19 protein-coding genes are annotated in these 22710 nt (G+C 71.7%); 11 read left to right on the forward strand and 8 right to left on the reverse strand.

What is annotated here, in order from left to right; all coding sequences use genetic code 11:
- Positions 1-260 precede the first annotated feature (260 nt).
- Positions 261-866, reverse strand: a complete 606-nt coding sequence (locus DEJ24_RS15970; protein WP_111079519.1) for a DUF1992 domain-containing protein — start codon at positions 864-866, stop codon at positions 261-263.
- A 92-nt stretch (positions 867-958) separates the two neighbouring features.
- Between DEJ24_RS15970 and DEJ24_RS15975 the strand changes: the two genes are divergently transcribed.
- Positions 959-2020: a sodium:calcium antiporter gene (locus DEJ24_RS15975; RefSeq protein WP_111079521.1), complete on the forward strand. Its 1062-nt coding sequence runs from the start codon at positions 959-961 to the stop codon at positions 2018-2020.
- 3 nt (positions 2021-2023) lie between these two features.
- Here DEJ24_RS15975 and DEJ24_RS15980 read toward each other — a convergent pair whose 3' ends face one another.
- A complete protein-coding gene (locus DEJ24_RS15980) occupies positions 2024-3856 on the reverse strand; it encodes a glycoside hydrolase family 15 protein (protein WP_111079523.1) in 1833 nt (610 codons plus the stop codon).
- A gap of 97 nt (positions 3857-3953) precedes the next feature.
- Here DEJ24_RS15980 and DEJ24_RS15985 point away from each other — a divergent pair, with 97 nt between their 5' ends.
- From DEJ24_RS15985 to DEJ24_RS16005, 5 genes are all read left to right on the forward strand, one after another.
- A complete protein-coding gene (locus DEJ24_RS15985) occupies positions 3954-4811 on the forward strand; it encodes a DUF1206 domain-containing protein (protein ID WP_181432993.1) in 858 nt (285 codons plus the stop codon).
- A 161-nt stretch (positions 4812-4972) separates the two neighbouring features.
- The gene (locus DEJ24_RS17055; RefSeq protein ID WP_111238209.1) at positions 4973-6520 is read left to right on the forward strand and encodes a GAF domain-containing serine/threonine-protein kinase; all 1548 of its coding nucleotides are present in this window, start codon (positions 4973-4975) and stop codon (positions 6518-6520) included.
- Positions 6521-6574: 54 nt separating this feature from the next.
- Positions 6575-8923 carry a maltose alpha-D-glucosyltransferase gene (gene treS / locus DEJ24_RS15995; protein WP_111079527.1) on the forward strand — a complete coding sequence of 783 codons (2349 nt, stop codon included), beginning with the start codon at positions 6575-6577 and terminating at the stop codon, positions 8921-8923.
- 4 nt (positions 8924-8927) lie between these two features.
- Complete coding sequence (locus DEJ24_RS16000; protein WP_111079529.1) at positions 8928-9803, forward strand: SMP-30/gluconolactonase/LRE family protein; 876 nt, start codon at positions 8928-8930, stop codon at positions 9801-9803.
- A gap of 88 nt (positions 9804-9891) precedes the next feature.
- On the forward strand, positions 9892-10998 hold the full coding sequence (locus DEJ24_RS16005; RefSeq protein ID WP_181432992.1) for an alpha/beta fold hydrolase: 1107 nt from the start codon (positions 9892-9894) through the stop codon (positions 10996-10998).
- 108 nt (positions 10999-11106) lie between these two features.
- Here the strand turns inward: DEJ24_RS16005 and DEJ24_RS16010 are convergent, their stop codons facing one another.
- From DEJ24_RS16010 to DEJ24_RS16030, 5 genes are all read right to left on the reverse strand, one after another.
- Positions 11107-12303: an NAD(P)/FAD-dependent oxidoreductase gene (locus DEJ24_RS16010; protein WP_111079531.1), complete on the reverse strand. Its 1197-nt coding sequence runs from the start codon at positions 12301-12303 to the stop codon at positions 11107-11109.
- A gap of 10 nt (positions 12304-12313) precedes the next feature.
- Positions 12314-13114: an SDR family NAD(P)-dependent oxidoreductase gene (locus DEJ24_RS16015; protein ID WP_111079533.1), complete on the reverse strand. Its 801-nt coding sequence runs from the start codon at positions 13112-13114 to the stop codon at positions 12314-12316.
- A gap of 13 nt (positions 13115-13127) precedes the next feature.
- Positions 13128-13634 carry a Dps family protein gene (locus tag DEJ24_RS16020; protein WP_111079535.1) on the reverse strand — a complete coding sequence of 169 codons (507 nt, stop codon included), beginning with the start codon at positions 13632-13634 and terminating at the stop codon, positions 13128-13130.
- A gap of 107 nt (positions 13635-13741) precedes the next feature.
- A complete protein-coding gene (locus DEJ24_RS16025) occupies positions 13742-14257 on the reverse strand; it encodes a MarR family winged helix-turn-helix transcriptional regulator (RefSeq protein ID WP_111079537.1) in 516 nt (171 codons plus the stop codon).
- A gap of 141 nt (positions 14258-14398) precedes the next feature.
- A complete protein-coding gene (locus DEJ24_RS16030) occupies positions 14399-14956 on the reverse strand; it encodes an NADPH-dependent FMN reductase (RefSeq protein WP_111079539.1) in 558 nt (185 codons plus the stop codon).
- A 127-nt stretch (positions 14957-15083) separates the two neighbouring features.
- Here DEJ24_RS16030 and DEJ24_RS16035 point away from each other — a divergent pair, with 127 nt between their 5' ends.
- The 5 genes from DEJ24_RS16035 (at position 15084) to DEJ24_RS16055 (ending at position 21589) form a co-directional block, all read left to right on the forward strand.
- The gene (locus tag DEJ24_RS16035) at positions 15084-16724 is read left to right on the forward strand and encodes a glycoside hydrolase family 13 protein (RefSeq protein WP_111079541.1); all 1641 of its coding nucleotides are present in this window, start codon (positions 15084-15086) and stop codon (positions 16722-16724) included.
- A 122-nt stretch (positions 16725-16846) separates the two neighbouring features.
- Positions 16847-19105, forward strand: coding sequence for a DUF11 domain-containing protein (locus tag DEJ24_RS16040; protein WP_111079543.1), 2259 nt, complete (start codon positions 16847-16849; stop codon positions 19103-19105).
- 111 nt (positions 19106-19216) lie between these two features.
- Complete coding sequence (locus DEJ24_RS16045; protein ID WP_258374708.1) at positions 19217-19858, forward strand: DUF308 domain-containing protein; 642 nt, start codon at positions 19217-19219, stop codon at positions 19856-19858.
- On the forward strand, positions 19855-20118 hold the full coding sequence (locus tag DEJ24_RS16050) for a hypothetical protein (RefSeq protein ID WP_110905010.1): 264 nt from the start codon (positions 19855-19857) through the stop codon (positions 20116-20118). Before DEJ24_RS16045 ends, DEJ24_RS16050 begins: the two co-directional genes overlap by 4 nt.
- 88 nt (positions 20119-20206) lie before the next feature.
- The gene (locus DEJ24_RS16055; protein WP_309147022.1) at positions 20207-21589 is read left to right on the forward strand and encodes an MFS transporter; all 1383 of its coding nucleotides are present in this window, start codon (positions 20207-20209) and stop codon (positions 21587-21589) included.
- Between the two features lie 172 nt (positions 21590-21761).
- Here the strand turns inward: DEJ24_RS16055 and DEJ24_RS16060 are convergent, their stop codons facing one another.
- The gene (locus DEJ24_RS16060) at positions 21762-22637 is read right to left on the reverse strand and encodes a LysR family transcriptional regulator (RefSeq protein ID WP_181436639.1); all 876 of its coding nucleotides are present in this window, start codon (positions 22635-22637) and stop codon (positions 21762-21764) included.
- Positions 22638-22710: the final 73 nt, after the last annotated feature.

A 22710-nucleotide genomic window follows, 5' to 3' on the forward strand; every position in this document is an offset into this window, starting at 1 on the left:
TCAAGCCGCTGCAGCTCGAGGGGGACAACGCGATCCTGACCGGCACCACCGTGCACGTCTCCGCCGACGCCGCGAAGCTGCTCAACGACACCTTCAAGACCGACGCCGTCACGGGCGGCCTGCTCGTCGGCACCGCCACCATCACCGCCCAGATCAAGTAACAACTGATCTGACACACCACGAGAACGCCGCCCCGCACCCGCGAGGCGGCGTTCTCGCGTGCCCGGACCCGGCGCGACGGCCGGGAGGCCCGGATCACCTCACCCGCGTCGGCGCCACCACCGGGACGGCCGGGTCTCAACCGCGTGCGCGGCCGCAGCCGACGCGGCGGCCGCGGCACGGACCTCCCGTCGGTCCCGCCACCGCGCGACCTCGGCGTCGACGTCGCGCATCGGTGTGACCACCGGCGGCCCGCCGAGGAGTTGCCGACGCGCCTCCTTCACCCGCGCGTTGAAGTCCACGAGGACGTCCCGGACGTCCGACTCCACTGAGAGTGCGTCCAGGTGGTCGTCGAGCTCAGCGTCCTCGGTCCGCAGGGCGAGGGCCGGCGGCGCGATCCCGCGGATGTCCTCACGCTCGATCTTCGACTTGATCCACCAGTCCGGGTCGTGCTGGCCGTCGAGGCCCGGCAGCGGCTTGCCGTGGTACGGGTTGCCCTCGAACACCCCGCGGCGCTCGGCCTCGGCGATCCGGGCACGGGCATGCGCGGCGACGTCGGCGGCCTTCAGCAGCTGTCGCTCCTCGCGCTCGGCACGGACCTCGTCCGGGTCGAGGGAACCCCGCTCGACCTCGCTGTCCACGAGCTGCTGGTAGCGGTACCGCGCGGCCTTCCGCAGGCGGTCCATCCGGGCGTCGACGTCGTTCATCGTCGGGCCATGATGCCCTGGACCCCCGACGAAGCCGTCCAGCCGGCGCGGACCGGAGGACGACCCAGCCGTGAGGGTGCATCGTCACCCTCGTGGAATCCCTGCCCCTCTGGTTGCTCGTCGTCGTCTTCGTCGCCGGCGCCGCCGTGATCTGGATCGCCGGCATCCAGCTGTCCAAGACGACCGACGTGCTCGACTCCCGTCTGCACCTCGGCAGCGCGCTCGGCGGGCTCATCGTGCTCGCGGTCGCGACGAACCTGCCCGAGATCGCCATCACCGTCAGCGCCGGGCTGTCCGGGTCGATCGAGGTCGCGGCCGGCAACATCCTCGGCGGCATCGCCCTGCAGACCGTCGTCATCGCCGTCCTCGACGCGTTCGGCAAGCGCGGGAAGGGCGTGAAGCCGATCACCTACCGCGCGGCCTCGCTGACCCTGGTGCTCGAGGCGGTCGTCGTCGTCGCCGTCCTCGCCGTCGTCATCGCGGGCAGCCAACTCCCGCCGGACCTGGTCGTCGCCCGCCTGACCCCCGACGTCGTGCTCATCGCCGTGATCTGGGTGATCGGGCTCTTCCTCGTGCAGCGCGCGAGCAAGGGGCTGCCGTGGCACGAGAGCGGCCATGCCCCGGACGCCAGCCCGCACGCCGCCGGGCACCGCACCCGGAAGCAGGACACGAAGCCGATGAGCACCCGGAAGGCGGTGATCGTCTTCGCGGTGTCCGCCCTCGCGACCCTCGTCGCCGGTGTCGTGCTCGAACGCGCCGGAGACGCGGCATCGAATCAGATCGGACTGTCCGGTGTGCTGTTCGGGGCGACCGTCCTGGCCCTCGCGACGAGCCTGCCGGAGATCTCCACGGGCCTCCAGGCCGTCAAGCAGGGCGACGACAACCTGGCGGTGTCCGACATCTTCGGCGGCAACGCCTTCCTGCCGGTGCTGTTCCTCGTGGCCACCGTTCTGTCCGGCAAGGCGGTGCTGCCGCAGGCGAACGCGAGCGACGTGTACCTGACGGCGCTCGCGGCGCTGCTGACCCTGGTCTACGCGGTGGGGCTCGTGTTCCGGCCGCAGCGGCGGATCGTCGGGATGGGGGTCGACTCGTTCGTCGTCGTGGTGCTGTACCTGATCGGGGTCGCCGGCCTCGTCGCGATCAGCCTGGGGTGACGGTCAGTCCTCCGCGGGGGCCTCGTCCGAGGTGACCTCCTCGATCGTCAGCGCCGCCTGGATGAGCGCCAGGTGCGACAGCCCCTGCGGGATGTTCCCCATGAAGTCGCCGTCCTCGCTGATCATCTCGCTGAACAACCCGACCTCGTTCGCCTGGTCGACCATTTCATCCATCAGGTGCCGTGCGTCGTCGTGGCGGCCGACGCAGGCCATCGCGGCCGCGAGCCAGAACGAGCATGCGACGAACGGCGACTCCTCGTCCTCGATGCCGGAGTACCGGTAGACGAGTGGGCCGCGCTGCAGCTGCTCCTCGATCGCCCGGACCGTCGACTCCATCCGGGGCCCACGGTCGAACGTCGACATCGCGTGCAGCAGGATCGAGGTGTCCAGGGCGTCCGAGCCCGGGTACATCACGTAGTGGCCGAGCTCCTCGTCCCATCCGTGCTCGCCGACCCACTGCTCGATGAGCTCGCGGTTCTCGACCCACTTGTCCCGCGGGCCGTCGATCATGCCGGCGTCGTGCAGCTCGACCGCGGCGTCGAGCGCCTGCCAGCAGCCGATCTTGCTCGTGACGTAGTGCTGCGCGTCCTGCAGCTCCCACATGCCCGAGTCCCGTTCCACCCAGCGGTGGCAGGCGTCGTCGGCCAGGTCCTGCAGCACCGACGCGGTCTTCCGGTCGAGCACGTTGCCGGCGTTGACGTACTGGCGCATGATCGCGAAGACGTCGCCCCAGACGCCGAGCTGCAGCTGGTCACCGGCGCGGTTGCCGATGGTCACGGGTCCGATGCCGGTCCACCCCGGGACGTCACGCTCCTCGACCGCGTCGCTCTTCGAACCGTCCAGGCCGTAGAAGATCGGCATCGTCTCGTCGTGTTCGGCGATGGTCCGCATCACCCACGAGACGGCCGCGTGCGTCTCCTCGCGCAGGCCGAAGCGCGTGAGCGCGTTGACCGTGTAAGCGAGGTCCCGGACCCAGGCGAACCGGTAGTCCCAGTTCTTCCCGCCGTCGCGGTTCTCCGGGAGGCTCGTGGTCGGCGCCGCCGCGATCGCTCCGGTCGGCGAGGAGATGAGCAGCTTCAAGGCGAGGGCGCTCCGCTGCACGGCCTCGGACCACGGCCCGTCGTAGGAGAACTCCGTCGACCAAGTCGACCAGTTCTCGATCGTGCGGTCGATGCCCTCCATCGAGCGCTGCGGGTCGGGCATGAAGATCGGTTCGTCATGCGTGCCCACGATCGTCAGGATGTGCTTCGACCCCTCGGCCGTGTGGAAGCGTCCCGAAAACCGCGGCCCGTCGTCGTGCACCGGTTCGAAGCCCTGCTCGACGACCGCGATGGTGATGCCGTCGATCCCGATGACGGTGCCGTTCACGGTGTCGAGACGTTCCGGCTCGGCGGTGTTCAGCAGCGTGCCCGGGACGACAGCCCACTCCATCTCGACGGACCCCTCGACGCCCTGCACGCAGCGGCCGATCTCGGCCCACGGCAGGCGGCCGGCGACCCCCGTCACCATCGCGTCCGTCACGGTGGCCTGTCCTGAGGACGTCGTCCAGGTGGAGAGCAGGACGTTCGTCCCCGGTATGTACTTCCGGGAGACCGAGGCGTCGTCGTCGACCGGTCGGAGGGCGACGTGCCCACCGTGCTCGGCGTCGAGGATGCTCGCGAACACCGGTGGCGAGTCCATCGCGGGGATCGGCAGCCAGTCGATCCGGCCGTCCCGGGCGATCAGTGCCACGGTCCGGCCGTCACCGATCGCGCCGTAGGAGCGGAGCGGGACGTACCCGTCGGTGCGCTCCTCGTTGTCGGTGGCGTCGGGGGTGTCCCGTGTCCGTTCGGTCATGCCTCCATCGTGCCCGGAACGGCTCGACGTGCCGCGGACGCCACGTACCCCGGCTGTGCGGCCGGACAGGGACCGCTCGACCGGGCAAGCTCGTGGGGTGACCGACGCAGCCCAGGACGCAGCCCGAGAGACCGGACGACAGGCGCGCCGTGTCGCCGACAGCCGCTGGTTCGAGACCACCGCCCGCGCGGGCTTCGTCGGGACGGGGGTCGTGCACCTGCTCATCGGGTACCTGGCCGTCCTGCTGGGCATCGGCAACGCCTCGGCCGGCACCGGTGCCCAGGGGGCGCAGTCCGGCGACACGGACCAGTCCGGTGCCCTCGCGCAGATCGCCTCCGTGCCGGGCGGGGTCCTCCTGCTCTGGATCGTCGCGATCGGCACCGCTGCACTGACGGTCCGGCTGGTCGTCGAGGCCGTCGTCGGCGGACGGACCGACGACGCCCGCGCCTGGCTCGCCCGGGCGAAGAACGCCGGCAAGGCCGTCGTCTACGGGGCGATCGCGTACTCGTCCGCCAGCTACGCCCTCGGCGCCGGCAAGAGCTCGACCGGCTCGAGCCGCAGCGCCGCCGCGACCGCCCTGGCCACGCCCGGCGGTGTCGTCCTCCTGCTGCTGGTCGCCGCCGTCGCGATCGCCATCGGCGTCGGACTCGTCGTGATCGGCGTCCGCGGCTCGTGGAAGAAGAACCTGCGCCCGCAGCCGGAGTCCGTCCGCCGGACCGTCGCCGTGCTCGCGACGCTCGGGTACATCGCGAAGGGCATCGCGGTCGTCATCGTCGGCGTGCTCATCGCCGTCGCCGGGTTCCGCAGCGACCCGGACCAAGCGAGCGGTCTCGACGGGGCCTTCGACGCCCTCCGGTCGATGCCGGGCGGGTCCGTGGTGCTCGTCGTGGTCGGACTCGGGTTCGCCGCGTTCGGGCTCTACAGCTTCGTGCGTGCCCGGTACGCGCGGATCTGATCGCGACGCGCGGAATTGCTCGCGACGCGCGGATCTGATCGCGCACACGGGATGGTGGCGGCCCACGGGGTCCCGGCGGTGCGAAGATGCATCGTCGCGTCGGCGACACGCCCGATGAGTCGTCACGCCACGCGAGACGCCCCCACCGAAGACGAGGACGCATGGCCCCGACGGACGAAGCCCAGGAGCGCCCCGGTCTCCTGGCTGGCCGCTACCGGCTCGAGAAGATCATCGGCCAGGGCGGCATGTCCGTCGTGCACCATGCCTGGGACGAGTCCCTGGACCGGCCGGTCGCCGTGAAGCTCTTCCACCCGGGCATCGTCGACATCGCCCGCCAGGAGGCCGAGCAGGGCGTCCTGGCGACCCTCGACCACCACAACCTCGTCAGCCTGCTCGACGCCGGGGTCGTCGAGGACCGGCACGGGGCACTGCAGCGGTTCATCGTGATGGCGCTCGTGCACGGTCAGGACCTCGAGGAGCGTCTGGCCCTCGGCCCCCTCGCCTCGCGGCACATCGCCGAGATCGGCTACGACATGGCCGAGGCGCTCGACTACATCCACGCGCAGGGCGTCGTGCACCGCGACATCAAGCCCTCGAACATCCTGCTCGTCGACTACGGCAACGGGTCCGACCGGGCGCGCGCGCGGCTCACCGACTTCGGCATCGCCCTGGCCGCCGGCGTCGAACGACTCACGGCGGACGGGGTCACGACCGGCACGGCCGCCTACCTCAGCCCCGAACAAGCCCGGGGCGCGGACGTCGGCCCGGCCAGCGACGTCTACTCGCTCGGCCTGGTGCTGCTGCAGTGCTTCACCCGGCGGCGGGAGTTCCCCGGCTCGCTCGTCGAGTCCGCGCTCGCCCGCCTGTCCCGCGACCCCGTGGTGCCGGAGCCGCTGCCCGACCACTGGAAGAACGCCCTCGCCGCGATGACCGCGCAGGACCCCCGCGACCGACCGGTGGGTGCCGAGCTCGTCGCGCTCCTCCGGGACGTCGTCATCACGGACACCGCGGGGGAGGCCCCTCCCGCGGACCCGACGTCGGCCGACGTCGGGCACGCCGACGGACCAGCCGTCTCGTCGGCCGTGAGTGGTCCGGCCACCGGTGGCGGAGCCTCGCGTCCGGTGCCGCAAGCGTCGGGAACCGCCGCGTCAGGACCCGCCACCCTCGACGTCCTGCCGGAGGAAGCGCTGCAGCGGACCACGAAGATGGCCGCGCGACTGTTCGACGCCCCGATCGCCCTCATCGAGGTGCTCGACGAGGACCGCGAGTGGTCGCAGTCGTACGTCGCCGACGGCGTCGACAAGTCCGCCCGGAGCATCACCTTCCGGAACGGCTTCGCACCCGTCCCGGTGCCGGTCGTGATCCCGGACGGGTCCACGCACCCCGAGATGCGGAACAGCCCGCTCGTCACGGGACCGCTCGGCATCCGCTTCTACGTCAGCGTCCCCCTGGTCCGGCACGACGGGGTCACCGTGGGCACGCTCGCCGTGCTGGACTCCCGACCCCGAACAGCGGACGAGGCCGACATGGCGAACCTGCGCGACCTCGCCGCACTCGCCGTGACCCAGCTCGAGCTCCGGCAGGAGTCGCTCCGGACCACCAGCGACTCGGTCCCGATCGTGCGCACCGGGCAGGGCGCGCACGCGGCACCGGTGACCGCCGACGCGGACGCTGATCCGGGCACGTCCCGGCCCGAACACGCCGTCTGAGCCCGCACCCGGCACCGTCCCCGGGCGCGCGTGACTAGCGTGTGGGGCGTGGACATGGACGACGAGGCAACCCGCACCGACGAGCGGATCGCGGACGAGCAGCTGACCGGTGGACGACTGCCCGTCGGCGGGGTCCCGGAGCAGGACAGCGGCGACCTGAGCGGCGCCGAGACCGACGACGACGAGGCGGCTCCGGTCGCCCCGGAGATCACCTACGACGAACAGCTCTACCCGGCACGACCGCGTCGACTGCGCCCCCGGGTCAACCTGCGCGGCGGCAGCCTGCAGCGTCGGTTCTCGGACCCACGTGCCGCGAACGGTGAGAACCCGGCGTACATCGAGTGGCTCGTCCGGCAGTCGATGCTCAAGGACGCGGACGTCCTCAGCCGCACGCTCTCGGGCACGCCGGCCATGTGGCGGAACCCCTACGCCCGACCCGACGCCCGCCGTGCGGTGTCGACCTCGGACGTGTGGTTCACCGCGTACCCGATCTCGCTCATCACCCGCGAGGGCGAGTCCTTCCTCACCGCGCTCGCCGACCCGCAGCTCTGGACGGCGTTCGAGCGCATCGGCATCAACGGCGTGCACACCGGCCCGGTGAAGCGTGCCGGCGGCATCCGCGGCTGGCAGGAGACCCCGAGCGTCGACGGTCACTTCGACCGGATCGGCACCCAGATCGACCCGACCTTCGGTGACGAGGAGACCTTCCAGAGGATGACCGACGTCGCCGAGGAGCACGGCGGCAGCATCATCGACGACATCGTGCCCGGCCACACCGGCAAGGGCGCCGACTTCCGTCTGGCCGAGATGGCCTTCAAGGACTACCCCGGGATCTACCACATGGTCGAGATCCCGCCGGAGGAGTGGCACCTCCTCCCGACCGTGCCCGAGCACCGCGACTCGGTGAACCTGGACCCCGCCACCGAGTCGGCACTCGCCGAACGGGGCTACATCATCGGCGAGCTGCAGCGCGTGATCTTCCACCAGCCCGGCGTGAAGGAGACGAACTGGAGCGTCACGGCCCCGGTCGTCGGCGTCGACGGGACCACCCGGCGCTGGGTCTACCTGCACTACTTCAAGGAGGGGCAGCCCTCGGTCAACTGGCTCGACCCGACCTTCGCCGGCATGCGCCTGGTGATCGGTGACGCCCTGCACTCCCTCGGCGACCTCGGCACGAGTGCACTGCGCCTCGATGCGAACGGGTTCCTCGGCGTCGAGAAGAGCGCGGAGGGCGCCCCGGGTTGGTCCGAGGGCCACCCGCTCTCGCACGCGGCGAACCACGTCATCGCGGGCATGGTCCGGAAGGTCGGGGGCTTCACGTTCCAGGAGCTCAACCTGACGATCGAGGACATCCGCGACACCGGGGCCGTCGGCGCCGACCTGTCGTACGACTTCATCAACCGGCCCGCGTACCACCACGCCCTGGCCACCGGCGACACCGAGTTCCTCCGCCTGACGCTGCGCACCTCACTCGAGCTCGGCGTCGAGCCGGTCAGCCTGGTGCACGGCATGCAGAACCACGACGAGCTGACGTACGAGTTGGTGCACTGGGCGACGCTGCACCAGGACGACGTCTACACGTTCCACGGCGAGGACACCACGGGTGGTGCGCTCGCCGAGCGGATCCGCGCCGACCTCACCGAGGCGCTGACCGGGGAGGCCGCGGACTACAACCTGGTCTTCACGACGAACGGCATCGCCTGCACGACGGCGTCGCTCATCGCCGCGACCCAGGGGCACACCACGCTCGACGACATCGCCGAGGAGCACGTGCCGCAGATCCGTGACGCCCATCTGCTCCTCGCCGCGTTCAACGCCTGGCAGCCCGGCGTGTTCGCGATGTCCGGCTGGGACCTGCTCGGGTCGCTCACGGTGCCGAAGGAGCTCGTCACGGACCTCATCGCCGAGGGCGACACCCGGTGGATCGAGCGCGGTGCGCACGACCTGCTCGGCGTCGCCCCGGACACCGAGCGCTCGGCCTCCGGCATGCCCCGGGCGCGTTCGCTCTACGGCCCGCTGCCGGAACAGCTCGACCGGCCGGACTCGTTCGCGTCCCGCCTGAGCGAGCTCCTGCGCGTGCGGACCGAGTACGGCATCGCCTCGGCCCGCCAGGTCGACGTGCCCGAGGTCGCCCACCGGGGGATGCTCGTCATGGTGCACGAACTCGAGACCACCGACGAGACGGGCGAGCCGGTGGTGCAGATCACCGTGCTCAACATGACCGACACCCCGCTCGACGGCACGATCCGGTCCGAGTCGTTGCCGCACGGTGCGACGGTCGTCGACGCCACCGACCACAGCGAGCTCGGCACCGTCGACGACCTGTGCAGCTTCCCGTTGCGCATCGGCGCCTACGGGTCGCGTTTCCTGGTGCTCCGGCGGAACACCGAGCAGGGGGCGTGACACGGTGACGGAGCGCGCCACCTCCGGTCCGGCCCGGGTGTTCAGCGACGTCCGGGCGACCCTGGCCGAGAGCATCGTGTGGGACCCCGCGCAGGGGGTCGGCCGGTGGGTCGACATCCCGAACGGCACCCTGTTCACCGCGGACGCCGACGGACGGGTGCTGGACACCACGCAGCTCGACCCACCGTTGCCGTCCTTCCAGCCGCGTGCCGGCGGTGGCTTCATCGCCGCGCAGGACGCCACCGTGGTGCTGACCGACGCCCAGGGTCGCGTCGAACGCGAGCTGGCGAGCGTCGTGCACGCCAACGACGAGATGCGCTTCAACGAGGGCAAGTGCGACCCGTTCGGTCGCTTCCTGGTGGGGAGCATGGACCCGACCGACGGCCCACCGGCCGGGGTGCTCTACGCGTTCTCGGCGGACGGCTCGGTGTCGGTCCTGCGGAGCGGGTTCGGCACCACCAACGGCATGGAGTGGAACGACGACGGGTCCGAGATGTACGTGACGGACACCGACACGAACACGGTCTACCGAGCTGCTTACGGGGCGGACGGCGTGCTCGGCGACCTCGAGCCGTTCATCGACGGTGCCGCCCACGACGGCCTCGTCCGTGACGACGAGGGCTGCTTCTGGGGCGCGATCTACGGTGCGAGCAAGGTCGAGCGGTACGGCCCGGACGGCCGGCACCTGGAGACGGTGGACATCCCGGCACCCAACGTGACCTCCGTGGCCTTCGGCGGCTCGGACATGTCGCTGCTGCTCGTCGGGACCGCTCGGGAGAACCTGACGGAGGACCAGCTCGAACGGTCTCCCCACTCCGGTTCCGTGTTCGCGGTGCCGACCCGCGTGCACGGTCGTCCGGCGTTCCCCTTCGCCGGCTGAGGACCCGGCCGGCTCCGGTCGCGCCGACCCCGTGCGGTCGGGCGCCCGCGGTAGCCTGGGCGACCGCCAGCCACCGCGAGGAGCGCCCATGAACGACGAGCACCACCAGGGTCACCCCGTCCCGCCCGGCGCGCCCGACCCGGCCGGGGAACTCGCCCGTGCCGAGGACGCCGACGTCGAGGTCCGCGTCGACCGCATCGCCGTCGACCACACCCACGTCCGCGTCAGTTCGATCGGCGAGCCCGGCGAGCGCGCGTTCGTCCTGGTCGCCGGGCTCGGCATCGCCTCCACCTACTACGAGCGCCTGGCTCCGCACCTCAACGAGAACGGCCCGGTGCACGCACTCGACCTCCCCGGCTTCGCGGGGGTCCCGCGCTTCCGTGGCGGTGTGTCGATCGAGCGGTACGCCGACGCCGTCGAGAAGGTCATCGACGACCTGCGGTTGCACGACCCGGTGCTCATCGGGCACTCGATGGGGACGCAGGTCGTCGTCGAGGTCGCGGCCCGCCGACCCGACATCTCCGACCTGGTGCTCATCAGCCCGGTCCTCGACCCGGCGTCGCGGTCGGTCCCGAAGGCAGCGCTCCGCTTCCTCCGCTCCGCCGTGCACGAACCGCCAGCGGTCCGTTGGCACGCGATCACCGCGTACGCGCTCTGCGGGTGGCACTGGTTCGCCCAGGTCCTGCCGAAGACGATCGCGTACCCGATCGAGGACCGCGTCGCCGACGTGCAGGCGCACACGCTGGTCGTCCGCGGGGAACACGACGCGCTCGTGCCGCGATCCTGGGTGCGGCGACTCGCCCGCGCGCTGCCCTACGGCGTCCTCCGCGAGGTCGTGGGCGGCGCGCACTCGGTCATGCACGCCCAGGCGGACGCCGTGGCGCAGCTCGCCGTCGCACACGTCGACGGCCGTCTGCCCGACCGCGGCGTCTCGTCGTTGCAACGCGTCCGCGACCACTCCACCGCGACGGACCTCGACCGTCTCGGTCCGACGGACCGCTGGCTGGTCGTGAAGTCCCGGTTCATGGAGCTGTTCGGCATGGCGAAGGGGGACGACGAGCAGCTCGAGGCCGCGAAGTCCGCCCACGCCGTCGCGATGGCGGACCACGACGGCATCCCGGTCGACCCTCGCGAGCGCGACGAGGTCGTCGGGGCCGTCGCGCCGGAGCGTGGCGGTGACCGACGCCCCTTCTGACCACGCCCCGCGGACAGGTGGACGGACGGGAGGCCCGTGACCGGTCCCGCCAGACCGGTCACGGGCCTCCAGTCGGTCACGACCGACGGATCGGGCGGCCGACGTCGATCAGTCCGCGGTGATGGTCCCGGGCAGCATGTCCGGCGTCAGCGCGTGCGCCTCGGCCAGGACCTTGCGGGCCTCGTCGGTCTTGCCGGGGACGTTCCAGAGCAGGACGCCGGCGACCAGGTCGTCGTCGTCCAGGTGGTAGACGACACCCGTGACGTCCGGTTCTGCCCAGTCCTCGACGGAGCGGAGCGACGAGGACACCACGCCGACGGCCTCGTACCCGAGGTCGAAGACGTTCGAGTAGAACATCGGCGTGTGGTCGTACGTCTCGCCGGCGCCGGCCAGGTTGCGGCCCGCCTGCCGACCCTGCTGCTGGGCGTTGTCGACGTGCTCGACACGGCGGGTGCCGAGCAGTCGGTCCGGGTAGGACGCGACGTCACCCGCGGCGAACACCGCGGGATCGTCGGTGACGAGCGTCGACGACACCGTGATGCCGTCGTCGACAGCGAGGCCAGCGTCCTCGGCGAGCTGGGTCAGGGGTTCGATGCCGAGCCCGGCCACGGCAGCGTCCGCCGTGATGGTCGTGCCGTCGTCGAGGGTGAGCGTCACGCCGTCGGTGGTCTCCTGGCCGGACTCCACCCGGAGGCCCGTCCGGACCTCGACGCCGGCGTCGGTGAAGCGCTGCTGGAACGCCGCGGCCAGGCCAGCCGGGAACATGTGCCCACCGAGGACGTCGTCGGGGGTGACGAGCGTCACGCGCGCACCGTTCTGGACGAGCCCGGCGGCGATCTCGGTGCCGATGTAGCTGCCGCCGACGACGACCACGTGCGCGTTCGCGTCGGCGTGCCGTCGGAGCGTGCGGTAGTCGGCGGCGCTCCGGTAGCTGAGCACCCGGTCGGACGGCACGAGACCCGGCAGGTCCCGCGGGCGGCCGCCGGTGGCCAGGAGGAGTCGCTCGTAGCCGACCGTCGAGCCGTCGTCGGTCGTCACGGTCTTCGCGCCGCGGTCGATCGACGTCACGCGGGTACCGAGCACGAACGTGGCGCCGGTGTCCTCGGTGTGCAGGTCGACCTTCTCGTCCCAGCTGAAGTCCGGGTCCGTCCAGAGCTTCTTGGAGAGCGCGGGGCGGGCGTAGGGGCGATCAACGTCTGCGCTGATGACCCCGATCGAACCGTCGGGGTCGAGCTCGCGGATGCCGCGGGCAGCGGAGTCGGCGACCATCCCGCCGCCGACGACGAGGTAGCGGTGGTCGGTCATGGTTCCTCCGTCAGATGGTGGCGACCGAGCCGGAGTCGACCCGGTAGTTCGACCCGTTCACGAAGCTGGCGAGTTCGGAGCAGAGGAACGCCACGACGTTCGCGACCTCTTCCGGTTCACCGCGCCGCTCGAGCTCCATGTACGGACGCTGCTCGTCCAGGAAGCTCGAGATGGCCTGGTCGAACGAGGTGCCGAGCTGCTTCGACCGCTTGTCCATCATCGCGTCGGTCATCGGGGTGTGGATGAAGGCGGGGGAGACCGTGTTCACGAGCAGCCCCTCCTTCGCGTAGGACCGCGACAGGCCCTTGGCGAACGAGAGCACCCCGGCCTTCGCTGCGCAGTACGGCAGCTCGTCGTCGTACGGTTGCGTGGCGTCTTCGGACACCAGGTACACGATCCGCCCCCAACCACCGCTCCGCAGGTCCGCGATGAACTCGCGGGTGATGCGGACCGGGCCCATCAGGTCGACGTCGAGCGTCTCCTGCCAGCCGGCCTCGTCGATCTCGTGGAACATCCCCTGGGCGCCGGTGACGCCAGACGACTGCACCAGGATGTCGATCTCGCCGACGGCGTCCCGCACCTTGTCGTGCAGGGCGGCGAGGCTCTCGGCGCTGCGGACGTCCGCCGCGAACGCGTGCAACCTGCCGACAGGTGCTTCGAGCTGGTCGGCGCTGGTGTCGAGCCGGCTCTGCTCGATGTCGGTGACGACCACGGTGGCACCCTCCGCCAGGAGGATGCGCGCCGTGTTCCAGCCGATGCCGGAGTCACCACCGAAGACGAGTGCGGTCTTGCCCTGGATCCCGAGGTCCACGTGCGACCCGGACTTACTCGTGCTCGGATGCTTCGGCCACCGCGGCGGTCGTCGCGCTCGCCAGCGGCGTCCGGGGGGCGCGGTTCTCCGCACTGACCATCCAGGCGAGCTGCTCGAGGCGCTCGATGAAGCCGTGCAGCAGGTCGGCGGTCGTGGGGTCTTCCTCGTCGACCTCGTCGTGCACGTCGCGCATGGTCGCGGTGGCCTGGTAGAGGCGCAGCGTGACCAGGTCGATGGCATCGTGCGTGAGCACCTCGCCGTCGGGGAACGAGTCGAGGTGGGTGCCGGCAGCGACGGTCGCGGCGCGGCCGTCCGGGACGGCGTAGAGCGCACGCATGCGCTCCGCCATGTCGTCGGCGAACTCACGGGCGGCGTCGACGATCTCGTCGAGCTGCAGGTGGAGGTCACGGAAGTTGGTGCCGAGGATGTTCCAGTGGGCCTGCTTGCCCTGCAGGTGCAGGTCGATCAGGTCGACGAGGACCTTCTGCATGTTGGCGGCGAGCTTGTCCGATGCGTGCATGTGACGACTCCTTCTTCGCGGGACTGACCCTTCTGGTCTACGCGGTCCGCGACGAGGAGTTCCCAGTGGGTGTCGAGGAACCGGTCCCCCGGCATCCCGGCTGGCCGTCAGTGCGCGACGACGGCTGGATCGACCTGGTCGACGGCGATGCGCATCTCCTCGAGGAACATCGCGACGACGCGGGCGTCGGTCGCGGACAGGCTCTCGGCGATCTGCATCATGCGGCGGTGCATGATGCCGAGCGTGGCCCGGACCTCGGCGTCGGTCTCGGTGGTCGGCACGATGATGAGCCCGCGGCGGTCGGTGGGGTGCGGCTCACGGCGCACGTGTCCGCTCTTGACCAGACGGTCGACCAGGATCGTCGTCGAGGCGGACGAGATCTTGAGGTAGGCGGACAGGTCCTTCGGGCTGACCGAGCGGCCGGCGCGTTGGGCCTGCAGCAGGTGGCGGACCGCCAGCAGGTCCGTCTCGCCCATGCCCATCGAGTCACGTGTGCGGCGGCGCATGGCCGTCTCGGACGCCCGGTAGCGACGCAGTGCGTTCAACACGGCGACACCGCGCTGGGTGGCGTCGTCGTCCGGGAACCAGTAGCCGGACGGCTCCTCGATCTCCTGCGTCGTCATCCGATGATGCTAATCCGTCTGGTGACGAGGCTGCGGACGATCTCCTGGACATGACGGACGGGAGGCTGCCCACCCGCTGGTGGGGAGCCTCCCGTCCGTCATCGGTCGTGTCGGTTCGGGTCCGTCGCGACGTCGGGTGGGCTACGCGGCGACGGGCGCGCCGGCGGCGTCGGCGAGCGCGGTCAAGGCGCCGCGGACGAGACCGACGACCTCTTCGTCCTCACGCGGGTGCGTCTCGGCGAAGCGGACGACGGACTGCGGGATCGCGACCTTGACGTCCTCCAGGACCTTCGCGCCGGCGATGCCGGCGGCCTTGCGGGCGTCGTCGTGCGCCCAGACGCCGCCGTACTGGCCGAACGCCGACCCGATGACCGCGAGCGGCTTGCCGGAGATCGGCGACGAGCCGAACGGACGCGAGGCCCAGTCGAGTGCGTTCTTCAGCACGGCCGGCATCGTGCCGTTGTACTCGGGGGTGACGAGCAGGAGGCCGTCGGCGTCGGCGACGGCCTGACGGAACGCGACCGCAGCGGCCGGCGGGGTGTCGCCGTCGATGTCCTCGTTGTAGAACGGCAGGTCCACGATGCCGTCGAAGACCGAGAGCTCGATGCCCTCCGGAGCGTGCTGGACCGCGGCCTCGGTGAGCTTGCGGTTGATGGATCCGGCGCGGAGGCTGCCCACGAGGGCGACGATCTGGGTCATGACGTTCCTTCTGGTCGTGATGGTTCGACCGACAACCAATCCATCCCGCGCGGGATTCCCGCGCTGACGAGGCGGGCGTGTCCCGGGCCTCCCGACACGCGGAGCAGCCGTCGGTAGTGTCGGCCAGGTGACCCCGAGACGCACGCCGAGCGACACGCCCCGCACCACCGACCCGAACTGGTGGCGGCAGGCCGTCGTCTACCAGGTGTACCCGCGCAGCTTCGCCGACTCCGACGCGGACGGCATCGGGGACATCGCCGGCGTCACCAGCCGGGTGCCCTACCTGGCTGGACTCGGTGTGGACGCGCTGTGGCTCTCGCCGTTCTACCCGTCGCCCCTCGCCGACGGCGGGTACGACGTCGCCGACTACCGCGACGTCGACCCGAAGCTCGGTTCGCTCGACCAGATCGACGAGCTCATCCACGCCGCGCACGAGCACGACCTGCGCGTGATCGTCGACCTCGTGCCGAACCACACCTCGGACCAGCACGAGTGGTTCCGCGCCGCGCTCGCCGCGGCACCGGGCTCCCCGGAACGGGCCCGCTACGTCTTCCGCGAGGGTGCCGGGCCGGACGGTGAGCAGCCGCCGAGCGACTGGGTGTCCAACTTCGGCGGCAGTGCCTGGACCCGGGTGCCCGACGGCCAGTGGTACCTGCACCTGTTCGCGCCGGAACAGCCCGACCTGGACTGGACCAACCCCGAGGTCCACCAGGACTTCGAGCACACCCTGCGTTTCTGGTCCGACCGCGGGGTCGACGGATTCCGCGTGGACGTCGCGCATGGGCTCGCGAAGGACCTGTCGGAGCCGTACCGCCCGTCGAACGAACAGCAGCTGCCGCTCGACGGCTCCGATCCGCTGTACGACCGCGACGAGGTGCACGAGATCTTCGCCGCCTGGCGGAAGGTGCTCGACAGCTACTCACCGCCCCGTGCCGCGATCGCCGAGGCGTGGGCACCAGCGCCCCGCCGCGTCCTGTACGCCCGGCCGACCGAGCTCGGCCAGGCGTTCAACTTCGACCTCCTCGAGGCGCCGTTCGACGCGACCGAGTTCCGCACGCTCATCGCGCAGAACCTGGACGGAGCGCAGACCTCCGGCGGCTCGAGCACGTGGGTGCTCTCGAACCACGACGTCGTCCGGCACCCCACCCGGTACGGGCTGCCCGACGGCACGGACACCGACGAGTGGCTGATGACGGACGGGCAGACGCCGCCACTCGATCGGGACGGTGGACTCCGACGCGCGCGGGCTGCGACTCTCCTCGTCCTCGCGCTGCCGGGGTCGTCCTACGTGTACCAGGGCGAGGAACTCGGTCTGCACGAGGCGCCCGCGATCCCGCACGACCAGCTGCAGGACCCGAAGTGGCTCCGGACGGGGCACACCGTCAAGGGCCGGGACGGCTGCCGGGTGCCGATCCCCTGGACCGAGACCGGACCCTCGTTCGGCTTCGGCGACACCGCACCGCACCTGCCGCAGCCGTCGGACTTCGGCGCCTCGAGCGTCGAGGCAGAGGACCGGGTGCCCGGTTCCACGCTGTCCTTCTACCGGGAGGCGCTGTCTGCCCGTCGGCGCCTGCAGCAGGGCGAGGAGCTCGAGTGGATCGAGACGTCGTCGCCCGAGGTCGTCGCGTTCGCGCGGCACGACGGGTGGCGGTCGTACACGAACTTCGGCGCCGAGCCGGTGCCGATGCCCGAGGGCGCCGTCGTGGTGACGTCCGCGCCGCTCACCGACGGCGAGCTCCCCGGGCACACCACCGTCTGGCTGGCGTAGTCGCGGGAGGGCCGCCCGCCCCCTGACCGGCTCCTCCTGCACAGCAGCCAGGCCCACGGCATCGCTCCACAGGTCGTCGACCAGGCCGCTGGGGGTGCTCTCCGCGGCGCCACGATCGTGGTATGACACATGACACGAAGCGCACCGGTCCACCTCCGTTCCCCGCACCTCCGGACGTCCGGCCAGGGCTCCGTCGCCGGGCTCCTCGACAGGGGCTGCGGCGCTGGGCAGCCGGGGCGGCGGTCGCCGTCGCCCTGGGCGCGGCGACTCCGCTCGGCCTCAGCGGGACCGCCGCGGCGAACGACCTCACCTTCCCGTTCTCGACCGGGTTCGCCACCGCGGACGGCGGCACGCTGAGCGGTGACGCCCACATCGTCGACGGTCGACTCCGCCTGACGGACGCCGTCTTCAACGCTGCGGGTGCCTGGGCGATGGACGACTCGTTCCCGTCCGACCGTGGGCTCGACATCGAGTTCGACTACGCGATGTACACCGAGGACGCGCAGGGGGCGGACGGCCTGCTCCTGTCCCTGGCCGACGGCTCCGTGCCACCGGGTGTCGGCGCCTACGGTGCCGCCCTCGGGTACTCCTGCCGGGCCGCGGACACGCAGGGACAGTCGACCTGCACGCTGCCCGGTCTGCCGGGCGCGTTCGCGGCCGTGGCCCTCGACCAGTACGGCAACTTCTCGCTGCCGTTCAACGACAGCGGCCCTGGTCGCACCCCCGACACCGTGACGATCCGGGGTTCCGGTGACGGCACGACCGGGTACCGCTTCGTCCAGCACGCCGTGATCAACGGCGGGGTGGCGACCGGTTCCCGCGTCCCGCGGAAGGTGCGTGTCGTCCTGCAGCCCGAGGACGACGGCCTGACCCTCACCGTCCGGCTGTCCTTCCCCGGCGGTGCCGACCGCACCGTACTCGACCACGTGCAGTTGCAGGGCACGGGCCAGTCGCCGCTCCCGGAGACCCTCCGGCTGGGCTTCACCGCGGCCACCGGGTCGTTCCGGAGCGTGCACGAGATCGACGCGCTCCGTGTGGCCCAGCCCGCCGACCTCCGTGTCGAGCACGACATGCCGCCGGTCGTCGCCGGGGACCGTGTCCGGTACACCGTCACGGCGTCGAACGTCGGGGTGAACCCATCCGCCCCGAGCCCGGTGACGGTGGACGTCCCCGACCAGCTCCGTGACGTCACGTGGGCGTGCAGCGTGCCCGGCCCCTCGGCCTGCCGTGACGCGTCGGGAAGCGGAGACGTCTCGACCGCGGTCGGACTCACCCGCGGTGCCGCGGCGACGTTCACGATCGAGGGGCGACTCGACCCCGGGGCCTCCGGTCAGATCGCGAGCACGGCGACGATCGACACCGCTCCCGGGCTGTCCGACACGAACCCGTCGGACAACAGCTCGCGGGCTGCGGCGCCCGTCGCCACGATCGCCCAGGTGTCGACCGACAAGAGCGTGACCCCGGGACAGGTCGAGCCGGGTGACGAGCTCGAGTACACCGTGACCGCACGCAACGACGGTCCGTCGACCGCGCGCGACGTGGGGGCCGTCGACGACTTGCCGGCGCAGCTGGCGTTCGTCGGTCCGGGTGGTCCAGGTGGCTCGGGTGGTGCGTGCACCGCTGCGGGGCAGCGGGTGACGTGCACCGGTGACGGGGACCTGGCGCCGGGACAGGAGCACGCCTTCCAGTTCCGGGCGCGGCTCGACCCGCAGTACTCCGGAGACGGTTCCGACGTGGTGAACGTGGCCACCGGGACTTCCCCGACCGACCCGGACGGTGGCGAGGAGTCGCCCGAGGTGCCGATCCAGGTCGTCGACCCGGACGAGCCGGGTGACCCGGACGGGCCCGGAGAGCCTGACGGGCCCGGTGACCCGGACGGGCCCGGCGACCCGGACGGGCCCGGTGAGCCGGACGGGCCCGGCGACCCGGACGGGCCGGGCGACCCGGACGGCCCCGGCGGGACCGGAGGGCCGGACGTGACAGCGACGCCGGGCACCGGCGGGCTACCGGGCGCGGTCCCCGGACCGGGCGGGCCGAGCGCCTCGACCCCGGCGGGCACTGAACCGGGGGACGCGGCACCGCCACGGGCGGGCGCGCTGGCCTACACGGGAGTGCAGGGACTGGCGCTCGTGGGGCTGACCGGGCTCCTGCTCACGACCGCCGGGGTCATCGTGTGGGTGCTCCGCCGCCGCCGGACCCATGTCGGAGCGGAGTCCACCGAGTCGTGGCAGGTCACCGAGCAGAGCGCCGAGACCGGCCGGTGCGCGCAGACGGACCAGTGCACGCAGACGGACCAGTGCACGCAGGCGGGACAGTGCGCGGGCCGGTGCTCGGGATCGGGCCTGTTCTCCGAGTTGGCCCAGCAGGCCGGACGGGGGTAGGGCACCGGCGGGGTGGGCGCACCGCCCACCCCGCCGCGGTCCCGCCGGACAGGTCCCCACATCGACGGCGGTAGGATCGAGCGTACGAACCGACAGCCCGAGAGAGGTCCCGTGTCCCACTCCGTGGACGACGCCGCGCAGCGAGCACGGTACTGGCCGGTCCCGGTCCTCCGGGCCGTCCCGGCAGCCGTGATCGCGATGGTGATCACGTTCTCCCCGAACCACTCGGCCGGCTTCGGCCTGGTGCTGTTCGGTGTCTTCGCCCTCGTGGACGGCGCGGTGCTCGCCTGGGGCAGCGCGTCCCGGCTCCCCGGGGACGATCGCTCACGACGGTCGGGTCTCGCGCAGGCCGCGCTCTCGGTCGTGGCCGGTGTCGCGGCGCTCGCATGCAACGGACTCGGACTGCCGGCGTTCATCACCCTGGTCGTGGCGTTCGCCGTCCTGACCGGCGCACTCGAACTGTCACAGGGTCTGCGGGCCCGTCGGCGCTCGCCGTTCGCCCGCGACTGGATGACGGTCGGCGGCCTCACGCTGTTGCTCGCGATCGCGTTCCTGCTGACGCCGCCGGACTACTCGCAGCAGCTCGGCGGGGTGGAGCGGGTGACCGGCACCCTCGACGCGTCGATCGTCCTGGTCGGTCTCCTCGGCGCCTACCTCGCCATCGCGGCGGTCTTCCACCTGATCGCCGGCCTCTCGCACAAGTGGGGAACGGCTGCCCCGGCGGTCGCCCCGGACGGAGCACCACACGTATGAGCACCCCCACCCGCCGCGACCGTCTGCGTCCCGCCGAGCTCCTCGGGATGTCCGCCGTGATCGCGGTCGTCGTCGGGCTCGTCGTGCTGATGTCGACGCGTGAACCCACGCTGTCGTTGATCTTCTTCGGTGTGAGCTTCGTCGTCGTGGTCGTCGTGATGGCCATGCTCCAGCTGACCTCGACGACCGACCAGGACGACAACGACATGCTCGGCGGCCACAACACCCCCGGACGAGGAGACGACGACGGCTTCCACTGAGTCCGAGACCCGACGAACCACGTCGGGATCGCACCGACCCGAGCAGGGTGACCCGGGCCTCCCGGCCCGCTACCGCCACCGGTACCTGATCCTCGCGGTCTGCTGCATGAGCCTGTTCATCGTGTCGATGGACGCCACCGTGGTGAACGTCGCACTGCCGTCCATCGGCCGCGAACTCCACAGCACGATCTCCGGCCTGCAGTGGACCATCGACGCCTACACGCTCGTCCTCGCCAGCCTGCTGCTGCTCTCCGGTTCGACGGCGGACCGCATCGGCCGGCGCACGACGTTCCAGGTCGGGCTCGCGCTCTTCACGGCCGGGTCGCTGCTGTGCTCGCTCGCGCCGAGCGTCGGCTGGCTCGTCGTCTTCCGCATGGTCCAGGCGGTCGGCGGGTCGATGATGAACCCGGTCGCGATGAGCATCATCACGGCGACCTTCGACGACGCGAAGGAGCGAGCGCGCGCCGTCGGTGTCTGGGGCGCGGTCGTCGGTGTCTCGATGGGTGTCGGACCGCTGGTCGGTGGCGCGCTGACGGACACCGTGGGATGGCGGGCGATCTTCCTCATCAACGTCCCGATCGGGATCGCCGCGGTCGTGCTGACGTTCCTCTTCGTCCCGGAGTCGCGTTCGCCGAAGCCGCGGAAGCTCGACCCGCTCGGGCAGGGCATCGTCATCGTGCTGCTCGCGAGCCTGGTCGGCGGTCTCATCGAGGGTCCGCGCCTGGGCTGGGCGTCGCCCGGCGCGCTCGGGCTCTTCGTCCTCGCGGCCGCGGCGCTGGTCGCCCTCGTGGTCGTCGAGGGGCGCACCGCCGAGCCGCTGATCGACCTCCGGTTCTTCCGGAGCATCCCGTTCTCCTCCGCCGTCGGCACCGCACTCGTGGCGTTCGGTGCCAACGGGGCGTTCCTGTTCCTCAGCGCGCTCTACCTGCAGGAGGTCCGGGGGATGACCCCGTTCGAGGCGGGCCTCTGGACGCTGCCCTCCGCCCTGATGACGATGCTCGTGTCGCCGATCTCCGGCCGGCTCATCGGCACCGTCGGTACGAGGGTGCCGCTCGTCCTCGCCGGCATCGGGATCGCCGGTGCCGGTGCGGTCCTGACGACCGTGCAGGCGTCGACGCCGATGTGGGTCCTGGTGGCGGCGTTCGTGCTGTTCGGCTTCGGGTTCGGCATGGTGAACGCACCCATCACGAACACCGCGGTGTCGGGGATGCCCCGTGCCCAGTCCGGCTCCGCTGCCGCCGTCGCCTCGACCAGCCGGCAGACCGGGGTGTCGCTCGGAGTCGCCCTCGCCGGGACCGTCACCGGGGCCAGCGCGGTCGCGACGGTCGGGTCCGGGTTCGCGGTGGCCACGCACCCGATGTGGTGGATCGTCGTCGGGATCGGTACGGCGATCGTCCTCGTGGGCTTCCTGTCGACCACGACGGCCGCGCGACGGTCCGTCGAGAGCATCGCGCCGCTGCTCCGCGGCTGACGCACGGGCGGCGGTACCGCTCGGTGCGGCCACCCGGTGCCGGAAACCCGTCGCCCGGGACGCCATCGCTCGGGACCCCACCGCCCGTGACGCCCGTGCCCGTGACGCCCGTGCCCGCGACGCCCACGCCCACGCCCGCGACGTCAGCGCCGCGACGTCAGCGCCCGCGACGTCAACGCCGCGCTGCGACGATCGCCCGGGCCAGCGCCTGCGTCGCCCGGTTGGGTTCCGGGTCGCTGCGCATCGCGAGACCGATCCGGAGCGGCTCGACCTCGTCCTCGAGCTCCAGCACGGCACCGTCGTGGCGGACGCCCGAGTCCGGGACGACGCCCACGCCGATGCCCGCCGACGCGAAGCGCACCACGGCCGGCATGTCGTTCATCTCGGCGACCACCCGGCGCCGGATGCCGAGTCGGTCGAGTACGCCGTCCAGGATCATCCGGTTGCCGAACCCGTGCGCGGTGTCCACGAAGGACTCGTCGGCCAGCTCCGCCAGCGACACCGAGGAGCGACCGGCGAGCGGGTGGTCGGCGGCGACGAACACCCGGAACGGCATCTCGCGCAGGGGTTCGACGACGACACCGGACGGGGTCGTCGGCAGGCCGGTGTACGCGAGGTCCAGCCGTCCCGCGACCAGGTCCTGCACGAGCCCCGTGGTCCCGCTCGGTGAGGTCATGAGCTCGACGGCGACCAGCGGATGGCGCTGCCGGAAGCCGCGCAGGACCCCGGTCAGGTCGACGATGTCCATGCTCGTGAAGATCCCCAACCGGACCCGGCCGCGGAGTTCGGCGTCGGACACCGCGGCGACGTCGCGCATCCGGTCGAGCGACTCGAGGACGGCGCGGGCATGGGGCAGCAGGTCCTCGCCGGTGGCGGTCAGGACGAGGCGTCGGCCGCCGCGCTCGAAGAGCCGCACTCCGAGCGTCCGTTCCAGGCTCGCGATGCCGGCCGAAACGGTCGACTGTGCCGCCCAGAGCCGTTCGGCCGCACGGGTGACGCTGCCCTCGGCCGCGACGGTGACGAACTGTTCGAGCAGACGCGTCTCCATGCCGCCATCATCGACGACATCGATGGCGCACATCAAGATGATCCGTTTGACCCGATGGGCGGGCCGCGCGAGC

The organism is Curtobacterium sp. MCPF17_001 (genome assembly GCF_003234615.1).
Lineage (GTDB): Bacteria > Actinomycetota > Actinomycetes > Actinomycetales > Microbacteriaceae > Curtobacterium.